The organism is Streptomyces sp. NPDC057287, assembly GCF_042667905.1.
Classification (GTDB): domain Bacteria; phylum Actinomycetota; class Actinomycetes; order Streptomycetales; family Streptomycetaceae; genus Streptomyces.
Window position 1 is genome coordinate 247,463 of record NZ_JBHUYV010000003.1, and the last position, 14,656, is coordinate 262,118.

Annotated in this window: 11 protein-coding genes; 8 read left to right on the forward strand and 3 right to left on the reverse strand. The window is 71.7% G+C overall.

Features of this window, described 5'->3' with window-relative positions:
• Positions 1 to 322 precede the first annotated feature (322 nt).
• Positions 323 to 2,194 (reverse strand): ABC transporter ATP-binding protein, encoded by a 1,872-nt coding sequence (locus ACFUNE_RS07640; RefSeq protein WP_383563658.1) that lies wholly within the window; start codon positions 2,192 to 2,194, stop codon positions 323 to 325.
• Complete coding sequence (locus tag ACFUNE_RS07645) at positions 2,191 to 3,993, reverse strand: ABC transporter ATP-binding protein (protein ID WP_383563660.1); 1,803 nt, start codon at positions 3,991 to 3,993, stop codon at positions 2,191 to 2,193. The genes ACFUNE_RS07640 and ACFUNE_RS07645 overlap by 4 nt, the downstream gene beginning before the upstream one ends.
• Positions 3,994 to 4,146: 153 nt before the next feature.
• Between ACFUNE_RS07645 and ACFUNE_RS07650 the strand changes: the two genes are divergently transcribed.
• The 4 genes from ACFUNE_RS07650 to ACFUNE_RS07665 are packed head-to-tail and all read left to right on the forward strand — an operon-like array spanning position 4,147 to position 7,806.
• Positions 4,147 to 5,055: an ABC transporter ATP-binding protein gene (locus ACFUNE_RS07650; protein WP_383563663.1), complete on the forward strand. Its 909-nt coding sequence runs from the start codon at positions 4,147 to 4,149 to the stop codon at positions 5,053 to 5,055.
• Positions 5,052 to 5,831, forward strand: a complete 780-nt coding sequence (locus ACFUNE_RS07655) for an ABC transporter permease (RefSeq protein ID WP_383563666.1) — start codon at positions 5,052 to 5,054, stop codon at positions 5,829 to 5,831. The genes ACFUNE_RS07650 and ACFUNE_RS07655 overlap by 4 nt, the downstream gene beginning before the upstream one ends.
• Positions 5,832 to 5,874: 43 nt before the next feature.
• Positions 5,875 to 7,128 carry a sensor histidine kinase gene (locus ACFUNE_RS07660; RefSeq protein WP_383563669.1) on the forward strand — a complete coding sequence of 418 codons (1,254 nt, stop codon included), beginning with the start codon at positions 5,875 to 5,877 and terminating at the stop codon, positions 7,126 to 7,128.
• 21 nt (positions 7,129 to 7,149) lie between these two features.
• Positions 7,150 to 7,806: a response regulator gene (locus ACFUNE_RS07665; RefSeq protein ID WP_383563672.1), complete on the forward strand. Its 657-nt coding sequence runs from the start codon at positions 7,150 to 7,152 to the stop codon at positions 7,804 to 7,806.
• A gap of 9 nt (positions 7,807 to 7,815) precedes the next feature.
• Here the strand turns inward: ACFUNE_RS07665 and glgX are convergent, their stop codons facing one another.
• Entirely contained in the window at positions 7,816 to 9,936 is a 2,121-nt protein-coding gene (glgX, locus tag ACFUNE_RS07670) for a glycogen debranching protein GlgX (protein ID WP_383564159.1), read from the reverse strand.
• 269 nt (positions 9,937 to 10,205) lie between these two features.
• Here glgX and ACFUNE_RS07675 point away from each other — a divergent pair, with 269 nt between their 5' ends.
• The 4 genes from ACFUNE_RS07675 (at position 10,206) to ACFUNE_RS07690 (ending at position 14,496) form a co-directional block, all read left to right on the forward strand.
• Entirely contained in the window at positions 10,206 to 11,426 is a 1,221-nt protein-coding gene (locus tag ACFUNE_RS07675; protein ID WP_383563675.1) for an Ig-like domain-containing protein, read from the forward strand.
• 204 nt (positions 11,427 to 11,630) lie between these two features.
• The gene (locus ACFUNE_RS07680) at positions 11,631 to 12,881 is read left to right on the forward strand and encodes an Ig-like domain-containing protein (protein WP_383563678.1); all 1,251 of its coding nucleotides are present in this window, start codon (positions 11,631 to 11,633) and stop codon (positions 12,879 to 12,881) included.
• Positions 12,882 to 12,961: 80 nt separating this feature from the next.
• Complete coding sequence (locus ACFUNE_RS07685; protein WP_383563681.1) at positions 12,962 to 13,729, forward strand: enoyl-CoA hydratase/isomerase family protein; 768 nt, start codon at positions 12,962 to 12,964, stop codon at positions 13,727 to 13,729.
• A 251-nt stretch (positions 13,730 to 13,980) separates the two neighbouring features.
• Positions 13,981 to 14,496 (forward strand): ATP-binding protein, encoded by a 516-nt coding sequence (locus ACFUNE_RS07690; protein ID WP_383563685.1) that lies wholly within the window; start codon positions 13,981 to 13,983, stop codon positions 14,494 to 14,496.
• The last annotated feature ends 160 nt before the right edge of the window (positions 14,497 to 14,656 follow it).

Below are 14,656 nucleotides of genomic sequence, written 5' to 3' on the forward strand. Positions count from 1 at the left end.
CCGGCCGTCTCACGCCGGAGGGGCAGCCAGGAGGCGGTGATCCCCCGTTGCCGGGGGCGCCGACGCGGGCCCGGAGCCCCAGCGTCCTGCCGTACCGCAGGGCTCGAATCCGGTGACGGGGCCGCTGCTGTCGAACGACACCGGGACGGTGGTCAGGGCCTCCTGCTCCGAGGCCTCCCACGTGCCCGGCCCCGGCACGGCCGGGTTCCGCGGAGGGCCGTGCCGTCGCAGACGTCGTCGGCGGCGGTCGTCGCCGCGTGCCCCCGGGCCGGCGAGGCGGAGCCGGACCGGGGGAGGGGACGCCCGCCGCCGTCGAAGGGCCTCAGGCCAGGCTCTCCCGCCACGCCTTGTGCAGGCCCGCGAAGCGGCCCGTGCCGCCGATGAGTTCGGCCGGGGCGCCGTCCTCGACGATCCGGCCGTGCTCCATCACCAGGACCCGGTCCGCGATCTCCACGGTCGACAGGCGGTGCGCGATCACCACCGCGGTGCGGCCGTGCAGCACGGTGTCCATCGCCCGCTGCACCGCCCGCTCCCCGGGGACGTCCAGCGAGCTGGTGGCCTCGTCGAGGATCAGTACGGCGGGATCCGCGAGCAGGGCCCGCGCGAACGCGACGAGTTGGCGTTGGCCTGCGGAGATCCGGCCGCCCCGCTTGCGGACATCCGTCTCGTACCCGTCGGGCAGGGAGCTGATGAAGTCGTGCGCCCCGATGGCCTTGGCCGCGTGCTCGATCTCCTCGGGTGTCGCCTCCGGACGCCCGATCGCGATGTTCTCGGCGATCGTCCCGGAGAAGAGGAACGCCTCCTGGGTCACCATGACCACACCCCGTCGCAGTTCGGCCGTCGCCAGGTCGCGCAGATCGGTGCCGTCCAGCAGGACCCGGCCCTCCGTCGGGTCGTAGAAGCGTGCCAGCAGCTTGGCCAGCGTCGACTTGCCCGCGCCCGTCGAACCGACCACGGCCACGGTCCGGCCCGCAGGAATCGTCAGGTCGAAACGCGGCAGGACCTCGCCCCCCGTGCGGTAGGCGAACCGCACCCCGTCGAAGACGACCTCGCGGCCTGGGTGCTCACCGGCCGCGGCGGGCAGCGCCTTCGGCACGGAGGGCTCGGGCACGGCGGGCGTCTGCGCCAGCAGGCCCGCGATCTTCTCCAGTGAAGCGGCGGCCGACTGGTAGGAGTTGAGGAACATCGCCAGCCGGTCGATCGGGTCGTACAGCCGTCGCAGGTACAGCACCGCCGCGGCCAGCACACCGAGAGCCAGCGTGCCCGACGCCACCCGGTGGGCGCCCCACAGCACCATCGCGGCGACCGCCGTGTTGGCGACGAGCCGCGAGCCGACGACGTAGCGGGCCATCTCCAGCAGCGCGTCGCCGTTCGTCCGCTCGTGGCGGCGGTTGAACACCGCGAAGTCCTCGTCGTTGGCCCGCTCCCTGCGGAAGGCCTGCACGGGACGGATCCCGTTCATCGTCTCGGCGAACTTCACGATCACCGCGGCCATCGCCGAGGAGCGGGCCGAGTAGGCGTCGGCGGCCCTCCGGCGGTAGCTCCGCACCAGCAGGTACAGGGGAGCGAAGGAGGCCACCGCGATGGCGCCGATCCCGAGGTCGAGCCAGAGCAGCAGCAAGGAGATCGACACGAACGACAGGACCACCCCGATGAGCTCCTGCAGCCCCTCGCTGAGCAGCTCCCGCAGGGACTCCACGTCCGTGGTCGAGCGGGAGATCAGCCGGCCCGAGGTGTAGCGCTCGTGGAAGTCCACGCTCAGCGCCTGCGCGTGACGGAAGATCCGGCCGCGCAGGTCGAGGAGCACATCCTGGTTGATCCGCGCGGCCGCCCGGATGAAGGCGTACTGCAGCAGCCCCGCGCCGACCGAGCACAGTGCGTACCCGATGCCCACGGCGGCCAGCGGCCCGTAGTCGTGGTCCCGGAACGCGGGCACACCGCTGTCGATGGCGTACGCCACCAGCAGCGGCCCCGCCTGTACGGCGGCCTGCTGGACGAGCAGCAGCAGCGAGGCCACGACCACCCTGGCCCGCAGCGATGCCAGCAGTGAGGCGAGGAGCGTCCGGGTGGCGCCGGGAGGAGTGGGCAGGGCATCGGCGTCGAACGGGTCCCCGTCGCCCCGGGCCCCGCCGGGCCCCTTCCCGGGCAGGTCCTCGTCGGCGAGGGCGGGTCCGTCTGCAGTCGTGCTGGTCATCGGGCGCTGCCCTCCTCGGAGACAAGAACACCGGCGTCACCGGCGCCGGACATCAGCCAGGCGTACTCGGCGTTGGTGCGCAGGAGTTCCTGATGGGTCCCCACGGCGCTGATCCGGCCCTCGGAGAGCAGGGCCACCCGGTCGGCAAGCATCACGGTGGACGGCCGGTGGGCGACGACCACGGCGGTCGTCTCCTCCAGCACGCGCCGCAGCGCCGCCTCCACCAGCGTCTCCGTATGCACGTCCAGCGCGGAGAGGGGGTCGTCGAGCACGAGGAAGCGCGGCGCACCGACGACGGCGCGGGCCAGTGCGAGGCGCTGGCGCTGCCCTCCGGAGAGACTCAGGCCCTGCTCGCCGACCTGCGTGTCGACGCCCTGCGGGAGCTCGTGCACGAAGTCGGCCTGGGCGACCGACAGCGCCCGGCGCAGCTCCTCGCCGCTCGCGCCCTCCGCGCCCATCAGCACGTTCTCCCCGACGGTCGCCGAGAAGAGGGTCGGCTCCTCGAACGCCACCGACACCAGCTCGCGCAGCCGGGACCGCTCCATGGTGGCGATGTCCTCGCCGTCCAGCAGGATCCGGCCGCCGGTGGCCTCGTGGAGCCGGGGGACGAGCGCCGTCAGCGTGGTCTTCCCGGAACCCGTGGCCCCCACCAGGGCCATGGTCTCCCCGGGACGGATCCGCAGGTCGATCCGGGCCAGGACGGGCGGGGAGCCCGGTTCGGAGTCGGGGTAGCGGAACTCGACCCCCTCGAAGACGATGCCCGCGTCGGCGTCCACGGCCCGGGAGCCCGGACCCTCGGGCTCCGGTTCCTCCGCCGCGTCCATGACCTCGAAGTAGCGGTCGGCGGCCGTCGCCGACTCCTGGCTCATCGCGAGCAGGAAGCCGATCGAATCGACCGGCCAGCGCAGGGCCAGGGCCGTCGAGAGGAACGCGACGAGCGTCCCCGCCGACAGAGTGCCGTCCGCGACCTCGATCGTGCCGAGCACCAGAGCGGCACCGATGGCCAGCTCGGGGATGGCGGTGACGAGCGCCCAGATACCCGCGAGCAGACGGGCCTTGAGCAGCTCCGTCGTGCGCAGCCGCTGGGCGAGCGCACGGAAGGCCAGCGCCTGACTGCGGTTACGGCCGAAGCCCTTGACGATGCGGATGCCCAGCACGCTCTCCTCGACGACCGTCGTCAGATCGCCGACCTGGTCCTGGGCCCTGCGCGCCACCAGTGCGTACTTCGTCTCGAAGAGCGAGCACAGGACCATCAGGGGGACCGCGGGAGCCAGCAGGACCAGCCCCAGCGACCACTCCTGGGCGAACAGGATGATGAAACCGACCAGGATCGTGGTGCCGTTGACCAGCAGGAACGTCAGCGGAAACGCGAGGAACATCCGCATCAGCATCAGATCCGTGGTCCCGCGCGAGAGCAGCTGCCCCGACGGCCAGCGATCGTGGAAGGCCACGGGAAGCCGTTGCAGATGGCGGTAGAGGTCGGCGCGCATGGCCGCCTCCACACCGGCCAGCGGCCGGGCCACGAGCCACCGCCGGAGCCCGAACAGCCCTGCCTCGACGATCCCCAGCAGCAGCAGGTAGAGCGCCCCCAGCCAGACCCCGCCCGGATCACGGTCCGCGACGGGGCCGTCCACCATCCACTTCAGGACCAGCGGGATCACCAGGACGAGACTGGAGGCGAGAACCGCCACGAGGGCGGCGCTGATCCAGCGCACCCGCACCGGTCTGACGTAGGGCCACAGTCGCAGGAGTGAGCGCACGGCGGACCGTTCCGTGGACTCTGCAGGTTTTTCGGGCATCAGGGCCGACCCTATGGTTCACCACTGACATCGTTCACGTGGTTTTCCGGTCACGCGCCGCTGGTCGGAGCACGCCGTCAACCGATCGGCTGATGCGGTTCCGAGCGTGACGGCGGATACCGGCGCCGCCCGGGCGGCGGAATCCTTGCGGGCATGGCAATCATCGAAGTGAACGGGGTCCACAAGGCCTACGGCGGCCGCCCCGTGGTCGACGGGGTGGGCTTCACCGTCGACGAGGGGGAGATCTTCGGGATCCTCGGCCCCAACGGAGCCGGCAAGACCACCACCGTCGAATGCGTCGAAGGACTGCGGGTCCCCGACTCGGGCACCGTCCGGGTCGCCGGGCTCGACCCCGCAACCGACCGCCGGGCGGTCACGCAGCTGCTGGGAGCCCAGCTCCAGGAGAGCGAGATCCAGCCCAAGCTGACCGTCCGCGAGGCTCTGGAGCTCTACAGCGCCTTCTACCCGCGCCCCGCGGACTGGCGTGCGCTCGCCGGACGCCTCGGCCTGGACAGCCACCTCGACCGCCGCTTCGCCAAGCTGTCCGGCGGCCAGAAGCAGCGGCTGTTCATCGCGCTCGCGCTCATCGGCAACCCGAGGGTGGTCGTGCTGGACGAGCTCACCACCGGCCTCGACCCCCGTGCCCGCCGGGACACCTGGCGCCTCATCGAGGAGATCCGGGAGAGCGGGGTGACCGTCCTGCTGGTCACCCACTTCATGGAGGAGGCCCAGCGGCTCTGCGACCGGGTCGCGGTGATCGACAGGGGCCGGATCGTCGCGCTCGACACCCCCGGCGGTCTGACCGGCGGGGCGGCGGGATCGACAGCCATCTCCTTCACCCCCTCGGAGCCGATCGCGTACGCCGAACTCGAGACCCTGCCCGGGGCCGTCTCCGTCGACGTGACCGATCCCGGCGGCCGGGTGGTCATCCAGGGTACGGACGACACCGCCAACGCCGTGATCACGCTCCTTGCCCGCCACCACATCACCGCCCGTCAGCTGCGCGTCGCCGAGGCCGGCCTGGACGACGTGTTCCTCGACCTCACGGAACAGGCCTCATGACCACGACCACGTCAATGACCACGACCCCGCCCCGGTCCGCCCCGCTCGCCGCCGTCCTCAGGACGGAGACCCGGCTCTTCCTGCGCGAGCCGGGCAGTCTGTTCTGGATCCTCGTCTTCCCGTCCGTCCTGATGACGATCCTGGGCCTGATCCCCTCCTTCAGGAAGGCCGACGAGGCACTCGGCGGCCGCAGCGTCATCGAGCTGTACGTGCCGGTGGCCGTCCTGCTGGCCATGATCATGGCCGGACTCCAGGCCATGCCGCCGGTGCTCACCGGATACCGCGAACGCGGCATCCTGCGCCGGATGTCGGCCACGCCGGTGCGCCCCTCGGCCCTGCTCGCCGCCCAGATCGTGCTGCACGGCGCGGCGTCCCTGGGCTCCGCGGCACTCGTGATCGCCGTGGGGCGGGCCGCCTTCGGCGTGCGGCTGCCGGGGCAGGTGGCCGGCTACCTGCTGGCGCTCCTCCTCGCCGTCGCCTGCGTCCTCGCCCTCGGCGCGACCATCTGCGCACTGTCCCGGACGTCCAGGATCGCGACGGCCGTCGGCTCGGTCGCCTACCTCCTGATGATGTTCACCGCCGGGGTCTGGGTGCCGGTCCAGGCCATGCCGGGCCTGCTGCGCACGATCGTCGAGTTCACCCCGTTCGGTGCCGCGTCCCAGGCCCTGGACCAGGCGGCCTCGGGCAACTGGCCGGGCATCACACACCTGGGGGTGATGCTGGTGTGGACCGCCGTGCTGGGCACCGCGTCGACCAGGCTCTTCCGCTGGGAGTGACCGAGGCGCCCCGCGCGGGAGAGAATGGGACGGGGAGGGCGTCATGGGCAGCGGTCTGACGGTCGAGGAGCGCTGGGAGCAGTTCTACCGGCACGGCCCGAACACCCTGCTCGGCATCGGCACCCTGATGGCCGCGCTCTCCGCGGACCTCGTCGGGATGTCCGGAGCGGACCGGTACGCCGCGGCGGTCCTCGTCGCGGCGGCCTGTGCGCTCCAACTGTGGTGGGGCCGGGTCAGGTCCGGGGCCCCGCCGCGCGGAGCCGCCGCCGGGACCTACTACGTGGTGCGGACCCTGATCGCCTTCGCCCTCTGCTGGAACAACCCGTTCTTCTCGATCTTCGCCATCTCCGGCTACTTCGACGTCGGTGACCTGCTGCCGAAACGCCTCGTGCGCGCCGGCCTGCTGTGCACCGCCGTCACCATGGCGGGCGCCCAGTCCGGCAGCGGCATGCCCCCGGCCTCCCTCATCCACTGGGGCGCCTTCGGAGCACTGTTCGTCCTGCATTTCTCCCTGGCCCTGCTCTTCGGCAACATCAGCGCCAGGGAGACGGAGCGGACCGCGCGTCAGAACGAGACCATCACCGAACTGGAGCTCGCCAACACCCGTCTGGAACAGGCCCTCGCCGAGAACGCCACCCTGCACACCCAGCTCCTGATCCAGGCACGGGAGGCCGGCGTGGCCGACGAGCGGAGGCGGCTCGCCGCCGAGATCCACGACACCCTCGCGCAGGGCCTGACCGGGATCATCGCCCAGCTCCAGGCCGCCACCTCGACCGCGGACCCCGCCCTGGCCCGGGAGCACCTCGACCGCGCGGCAGGGCTCGCACGGCACAGCCTCGGCGAGGCCCGACGCTCCGTGCACAACCTCGTGCCCGCCGCCCTGGCCCACGACGACCTGCCCGGAGCACTGAAGAAGACGGTCTCGGTCTGGGCGGAACGCGCCGGGGTGCGAGCGGACTTCACCGTCACCGGCACCGTCGAGCCCCTCCACGACGAGGTCTGCGCCACCCTGCTCCGCATCGCGGAGGAGGCTCTGGCCAACACCGCCCGGCACGCCGGGGCGGCCCGGGCCGGTGTCACCCTCTCCTACATGGGCGACGAGATCACCCTGGACATCCGCGACGACGGCCGGGGCTTCGATCCGGCGGCCCTGCCTCCGCGCAGCGGCACGGGAGGCTTCGGGCTCGGCGGGATGCGGGCCCGGGCCGAGCGGATCGCGGGGACGGTCGAGGTCGAGACGGACATCGGGCAGGGCACGGCGGTCTGCGCACGGGTGCCGCTGGTACGGCGGACCTGACGCGCAGTAGCCTGGGCCCTCATGACCGAGGCCACGGGAACCGCGCGCGTCATCACCCTGCTCGTCGTCGACGACCACCCCGTCGTACGGGACGGTCTGCGCGGGATGTTCGCCCCGGCACCCGGCTTCGAGGTGCTCGGCGAGGCCGCGGACGGGGTGGCCGCCGTGGAGCTCACGACCCGCCTGGACCCCGACGTCGTCCTGATGGACCTGCGGATGCCCGGCGGCGGGGGCGTCGCCGCCATCGCCGAGCTGACCCGGCTCGGCGCCCGGTCCCGGGTGCTCGTCCTCACCACGTACGACACCGACTCCGACACGCTGCCCGCCATCGAGGCGGGCGCGACCGGTTACCTGCTCAAGGACGCGCCCCGCGAGGAGCTCTTCACCGCCGTGCGTGCGGCAGCCGACGGGCGCGCCGTGCTGTCGCCCGCCGTCGCCTCGCGCCTCATCTCACGGGTGCGCACTCCGGCCGCGCCCGGCCGTGAGCCGCTGTCCGCGCGCGAGCGCGAGGTGCTCGGGCTCGTCGCCCGGGGGACCTCGAACCGGGAGATCGCCGCCGAGCTGTTCATCAGCGAGGCGACCGTGAAGACCCACCTCACCCATGTCTTCGCCAAGCTGGGCGCGAAGGACCGGGCGGCGGCCGTCGCCACCGCCTACGAGCGCGGCATCCTCGGCTGACCCGGTCCGTCACCCCGCCACCCGCAGCAGCAGCACCGACCTGCCCTCCACCGTGAGTTCCGTACCGCCGGGGTGGAGGGTGCCCGGGGCCGTGGACTGGTCCTCGCCGGAGGTGTCCAGCACCAGTTCGTAGGACTGGGCCCAGGGCGGGCCCGGCAGCCGGAAGGCGCAGGGCCGGTGGTCCGCGTGCAGGACGGCGAGGAAGCTGTCGTCGGTGATCTGCCCGCCCCGGGCGTCCCGGCCCGGGATGTCGCGCCCGGAGAGGTAGAGGCCGAGCGTGGCCGCCGGTGCGTACCAGTCGCCGTCCGTCATCTCCTCGCCCTGCGGGGTGAACCACGCCAGGTCCCGCAGTCCGTCGGGGGCCTGCGGCGTCCCGGCGAAGAAGGCGCGGCGCCGCAGCACCGGGTGGCGGTGGCGCAGGTCCAGCACCCGGGCGGTCAGCTCGGTCAGCTCCCGCCACCGGGGGTCCTCCAGGAGCGACCAGTCCACCCAGCTGACCTCGTTGTCCTGGCAGTAGGCGTTGTTGTTGCCGCCCTGCGTCCGGCCCATCTCGTCCCCGGCCACCAGCATCGGCACCCCGGTCGAAAGGAGCAGGGTGGTCAGGAGGTTGCGCAGCTGCCGGCGGCGCAGCGCGTTGACCTCGGCGTCGTCGGTCTCGCCCTCCGCGCCGCCGTTCCAGGAGCGGTTGTCGTTCGTGCCGTCCCGGTTGCCCTCACCGTTGGCCTCGTTGTGCTTGTGGTCGTAGCTGACCAGGTCGCGCAGGGTGAAGCCGTCGTGCGCGGTGACGAAGTTGACCGAGGCGTACGGGCGTCTGCCGCCCCAGGCGTACAGGTCGCTCGATCCCGTCAGCCGGTAGCCGATGTCACGCACGTCCGGGAGCGCGCCGCGCCAGAAGTCGCGTACGGCGTCGCGGTAGCGGTCGTTCCACTCGGTCCACAGCGGCGGGAACGCCCCCACCTGGTAGCCGCCGTTGCCGACGTCCCAGGGCTCGGCGATCAGCTTCACCCGGCGCAGGACGGGGTCCTGGGCGATCACCGCGAGGAACGGGGAGAGCATGTCGACGTCGTGCATCGAGCGGGCGAGGGCGGCCGCGAGGTCGAAGCGGAAGCCGTCGACGCCCATCTCCGTCACCCAGTAGCGGAGCGAGTCCGTGATCAGCCTCAGGACCTGCGGCTGCACCACGTGCAGGGTGTTGCCGCAGCCGGTGTAGTCCGCGTAGCGGCGGGCGTCCGGCTGGAGGCGGTAGTAGCCGCGGTTGTCGATCCCGCGCAGGGACAGCATCGGTCCGAGCTCCCCGGCCTCGGCCGTGTGGTTGTAGACCACGTCCAGGATCACCTCGATCCCGGCGTCGTGCAGGGCGCGCACCATCTGCTTGAACTCGCCGACCTGCTGGCCGGTGGTGCCGTTCGCCGCGTAGCCGGCGTGCGGGGCGAAGTAGCCGATCGAGTTGTAGCCCCAGTAGTTGTGCAGTCCGCGCCGCAGCAGGTGGTCCTCGTGCGCGAACTGGTGGACGGGGAGCAGCTCGACCGCCGTGACCCCGAGGCGCCGCAGGTGGCCGATCGCGGCGGGGTGGGCGAGCCCGGCGTAGGTGCCGCGCAGCTCCGGCGGGATGTCCGGGTGGAGCTTGGTGAAGCCGCGCACGTGCAGTTCGTAGATGACCGAGTCGGCCCACGGCGTCTTGGGCCTGCGGTCCTCCGCCCAGTCGTCGTCGTCGTGCACCACGACGGCCTTGGGGACGTACGGCGCGGAGTCCCGGTCGTCGCGCACGGTGTCGGCGACGTGCTGCTCGGGCCAGTCCCTCACATGGCCGTACACCTCGGGCGGCAGGGTGAACGAGCCGTCCACCGCGCGCGCGTACGGATCGAGGAGGAGCTTCGCCGCGTTCCAGCGGGCGCCGGTCCAGGGGTCCCAGCGGCCGTGCACCCGGTAGCCGTAGCGCTGTCCCGGGGACACACCGGGGACGAATCCGTGCCAGATCTCATGGGTCAGCTCGGTGAGCGGCAGCCTGGTCTCGGCGCCCCGCTCGTCGAAGAGGCAGAGCTCGACGGACTCGGCCCCGCCCGCCCAGAGGGCGAAGTTGGTGCCTGCCACGCCGTCCGGTCCGACCCGGTAGCGGGCTCCCAGCGGCATCGGGGCACCCGGCCATACGGGTGGATTGTCCGGCTCGTCCCTGAGGACCGGTCCGGTGGCCACCACCCTCCCCGTCGTACGCGGCGTTTCCTCCTGCTCGGCTGTGCTCGACACCTCTCAGCCTCCTGCGGCTCGTAGGAGCGGCCACCCGTAGGGAGGAGTACGCGGCGTCCCGGCCGCGGCCTTCCTGGCGGTGTCCTCCCCTCTGTTCTGCCCACCGGTGGGCCCGCACTCACGTTTCCCCGGAGCGGCGGTGTCGTTGGGGGAGCGTGAACCACGTAGCGAAGAGAGCGCGGGCCGGTTCGGCTGCCGTGCTGACATGGGCAGGACTGTTCACCGTGCCGGCCGTACTGACCGGCTGCACCGGGGCGACGTCGTTCTTCGGGGACGACCGTTCGCCCGGGGACGCCATCAGGATCGTCCCCAAGGACGGCGCCGAGAACGTCGGGGCGGGCAGCCGGCTGGAGGTGACCGTCCCCGACGGGCGGCTCGAGCGGGTGAAAGTGACGCGGATGGAGGACGCGGAGCACCAGGAGGTGCCGGGCCGGATCGCCGACGACGGCCGTTCGTGGAAGCCCCGGGGTGCCGGGTACCGGCTCGGGCTGGCCGGGAAGTACAGCGTGGAGGCCGTCGCCGTCGACGGCGACGGCCACCGCTCGGCCCGCAGCACCACGTTCACCACGCTGGTCCCCAAGGACCGCTTCATCGGCTACTTCAAGCCGGAGAACCGCTCCACCGTGGGCACCGGCATGATCGTCTCCTTCGACTTCAACCGGCCCGTCACCCGCCGTGCCGCGGTGGAGAAGGCCATCAGGATCACCACGGAGCCCGAGACCGAGGTGGTCGGCCACTGGTTCGGCAAGGACCGCCTCGACTTCCGTCCCGCCGACTACTGGGAGCCGGGTACCGAGGTCACCGTCGACGTCGGCCTGCGTGACGTGGAGGGCGCACCCGGGGTGTACGGCAGCCAGCGGAAGAAGGTGACCTTCCGGGTGGGCCGCTCCCAGACGTCGCTGGTGGACGCGAGGGCGCACACCATGGAGGTACGCCGTGACGGCGAGGTCGTCAGCAGCGTGCCGATCACGGCGGGCGCGGCGAAGACCACCACGTACAACGGGAAGATGGTGGTCTCCGAGCTGCACGACGTGACCCGCATGGACGGGAACACCGTGGGCTTCGGCGGCGAGTACGACATCAAGGACGTCCCCCACGCCATCCGGCTGACCAAGTCCGGCACCTTCCTGCACGGCAACTACTGGGAGTCCCCGGACATCTTCGGCTCCGAGAACACCAGCCACGGCTGCATCGGGCTCCGCGACGTGAAGGGAGGCGGCTCGGACACACCGGCCGGCTGGTTCTTCGAGCGGACGCTCGTGGGCGACGTCGTCGAGGTGATCAACTCCGCCGACAGCACCGTCGCTCCGGACAACGGCCTCGGTGGCTGGAACATCGGCTGGCCGCAGTGGAAGGAGGGCTCGGCCCTGCGCTGACCCCCGGTCCGACCTGCGAGGGTCCCGGAGGCGCCGCCTCCGGGGCCATCGGGCGGGGGCCCGGGACGACTTGGGACGGAACGGTGACAGTCCGGGGGAGTTCTCCTCGCGCGCGGTGTGATTATCTTGCGCCGAGCATGCATGTACAGCGTGCGGGAGTGCGGGCCATGGCGGGGCCAGGCCGCGCGAGGGGAGACGACCACATTGAACGGGCAGCCGATATCGGGGGCATGGGCCGGAGCGGGCGGGGGACGGCGCGGGCGAGGAGCCCGCGGACTCTCCGCACTGGCACTGGGTGCGCTGCTGTTGCTGGTGACCGCCTGCGGCGGCAGCGGGGCCGCCGCCGAGAAGGACGGCAAGGGGGCGGGCGCGAAGACCGACGACACCAGCGCCTCGCAGGCGGTGGTGACCATCGCGCCCAAGGACGGCGCCGACTCCGTGGCGACCAGCGGGGCACTGAAGATCTCGGCGGCCCAGGGCAAGCTGAGCACGGTGAAGGTCGCCGATCCCAAGGGCAAGGAAGTCGCGGGCAGGATAGCGAAGGACGGCCTGAGCTGGGTGCCCGACCGTCACCTGGCCGCCGCGACGAAGTACACGGTGCACGCGGTCGCCAAGGACGCGAAGGGCCGTCAGTCGGCGAAGGACACCACCTTCACCACGCTGGTCCCGCAGAACACCTTCATCGGCCAGTACACGCCCGAGGACGGCTCGACCGTCGGCGTGGGCATGCCGGTGTCGATCCACTTCACCCGCGGCATCACCGACCCGGCGGCCGTCGAGAAGGCGATCGCCGTGACGGCTGAGCCCGCCGTGGAGATCGAGCCCCACTGGTTCGGCAACGACCGCCTCGACTTCCGCCCCGAGAACTACTGGGCGGCCGGCACGAAGGTGACCCTGCGCCTCGACCTCGACGGCGTCGAGGGGCGGCCCGGTGTCTACGGCAAGCAGGCCAAGACCGTGAAGTTCACCGTCGGCCGCAGCCAGGTCTCCACGGTCGACGCGAGCTCCCACCGGATGAAGGTCGTCCGTGACGGCAAGCAGATCAAGGACATCCCGATCTCCGCGGGCGCCCCTTCGACGACCACGTACAACGGCCAGATGGTCATCAGCGAGAAGCTCAAGGTGACCCGGATGAACGGTGACACCGTCGGCTTCGGCGGCGAGTACGACATCAAGGACGTGCCGCACGCGATGCGCCTGTCGACGTCGGGCACCTTCATCCACGGCAACTACTGGGGCGGGTCCGGGATCTTCGGCACGACCAACACCAGCCACGGCTGCGTCGGTCTGCGGGACGTGCGCGGTGCCTGGGACGGCAAGACCCCGGCCGCCTGGCTCTTCGACAACTCCCTGATCGGTGACGTCGTCATCGTGAAGAACTCCGAGGACAAGGTGATCCAGCCGGACAACGGCCTCAACGGCTGGAACATGGACTGGTCGGAGTGGATCGAGTAGATCCCGCCGTACGGAGGGGCCCGGCGCTGTGACCAACAGCACCGGGCCCCTCCGCGTTAGCGGCGGTTAACCTGCCTCCCATGACCGTAACCCTCGAAGTACGCGACAACGTCGGCACGATCCGGCTGGACCGTCCGCCCATGAACGCCTTGGACGTCGCGGTCCAGGACCGGCTGCGCGAGCTCGCCGACGAGGCGGGCCGGCGCGACGACGTGCGCGCGGTGATCCTCTACGGCGGCGAGAAGGTGTTCGCGGCGGGCGCGGACATCAAGGAGATGCAGGCGATGGACCACACCGCGATGGTGGTGCGCTCCAGGGCCCTGCAGGAGTCCTTCACCGCGGTGGCGCGCATCCCCAAGCCCGTCGTCGCGGCCGTCACCGGCTACGCCCTGGGCGGCGGCTGCGAGCTCGCGCTCTGCGCCGACTTCAGGATCGCCGGGGACACCGCGAAGCTGGGTCAGCCGGAGATCCTGCTGGGGCTCATTCCCGGTGCGGGAGGCACTCAGCGCCTGGCCCGGCTCGTGGGTCCGTCCAGGGCCAAGGACCTGATCTTCACGGGCCGTCAGGTGAAGGCCGAGGAGGCGCTGGCGATCGGCCTGGTGGACCGCGTGGTCCCCGCGGCGGAGGTGTACGAGCAGGCGCACGCCTGGGCCGCCCGGCTGGCCCGGGGCCCCGCGCTCGCGCTGCGGGCCGCCAAGGAGTCCGTGGACGCCGGTCTGGAGACGGACATCGACACCGGGCTGACGATCGAGCGGAACTGGTTCGCGGGCCTGTTCGCCACCGAGGACCGGGAGCGCGGCATGCGCAGCTTCGTGGAGGAGGGCCCGGGCAAGGCCACATTCCTCTGACCCAGCGTGAGTTGCGTACACAGGAACGCGCGTTCATCCGTGCGGGCGGATCAGCCGGACCTTAAGACAGCCTTAAGGTCCGGCGTCCCTGCCGCCCGTGCAATTGCTCGGCCCCTCTCCGTCCCCGCAGGTGGGTGTGGCTGCAGGGGCTCCCGTTCTGCCCCTGGCATATGCCGGAGAACCGGCGCGGAATGACTGGTTCCGGGAAGGGGATTCTGCCGGAACGGTCACGGAGAGCGTTCCGTGCCGCCATGATGGGGGGCATGGCGGGCCTGGAGGGTGTGGAACAGCCGCGACCGCGCAGTGGCGCGACAGCGGCGCGCTGGACGACTGCCGTCGAAGACGAACAGGCGTTCAAGGCGCTGGAGTTGTTCGGAAATCCGACGGAGGGTGAAGTCCGTCTGCCCTCCCGTCCGGAGTCCGCCGCCACCGCCCGCCGGATCACCTCGTGCGTGATGCTGCGTCAGTGGCAGCTTCCTCCGCAGACCGCCGAATACGGAGTGCTACTGGTCTCCGAGCTCGTGGGCAACGCGGTACGGCACACCGGGGCGCGGATCTTCGGCCTGCGGATGCTGCGGCGCCGCGGCTGGGTCCGTATCGAGGTGCGTGACCCCTCCCGCGGGCTGCCGTGCCTGATGCCCGTCCGTGAGACGGACGTCAGCGGGCGGGGCCTCTTCCTGGTCGACAAGCTCTCCGACCGGTGGGGCGTGGACCTCTTACCCCGCGGCAAGACCACCTGGTTCGAGATGCGCACCACGGACCGCTGACACGCAGAAGCCCCCGGTCGGCCGGTGTGCGGCGCTGCGGGGGCTCCTGAGGGGGCCGTGGAATGGGGGGTGTGTCCACGGCCGCATACGGGACCTGGCTCGGGTCGGAGGAGGTCGTGGATCCGACTATGGCAGACGGGTGGCCGCGGAGCCAAAGCCT

Bases quoted from the DNA above. Each gene is read 5' to 3' on its own strand.
- ACFUNE_RS07660 (WP_383563669.1), top strand. From the start codon at position 5,875: ATGGGCAGCGGTCTGACGGTCGAGGAGCGCTGGGAGCAGTTCTACCGG.
- ACFUNE_RS07690 (WP_383563685.1), top strand. From the start codon at position 13,981: ATGATGGGGGGCATGGCGGGCCTGGAGGGTGTGGAACAGCCGCGACCG.
- ACFUNE_RS07650 (WP_383563663.1), top strand. From the start codon at position 4,147: ATGGCAATCATCGAAGTGAACGGGGTCCACAAGGCCTACGGCGGCCGC.
- ACFUNE_RS07640 (WP_383563658.1), bottom strand. From the start codon at position 2,194: ATGACCAGCACGACTGCAGACGGACCCGCCCTCGCCGACGAGGACCTG.
- ACFUNE_RS07645 (WP_383563660.1), bottom strand. From the start codon at position 3,993: ATGCCCGAAAAACCTGCAGAGTCCACGGAACGGTCCGCCGTGCGCTCA.
- ACFUNE_RS07655 (WP_383563666.1), top strand. From the start codon at position 5,052: ATGACCACGACCACGTCAATGACCACGACCCCGCCCCGGTCCGCCCCG.
- ACFUNE_RS07665 (WP_383563672.1), top strand. From the start codon at position 7,150: ATGACCGAGGCCACGGGAACCGCGCGCGTCATCACCCTGCTCGTCGTC.
- glgX (WP_383564159.1), bottom strand. From the start codon at position 9,936: ATGCCGCTGGGAGCCCGCTACCGGGTCGGACCGGACGGCGTGGCAGGC.
- ACFUNE_RS07685 (WP_383563681.1), top strand. From the start codon at position 12,962: ATGACCGTAACCCTCGAAGTACGCGACAACGTCGGCACGATCCGGCTG.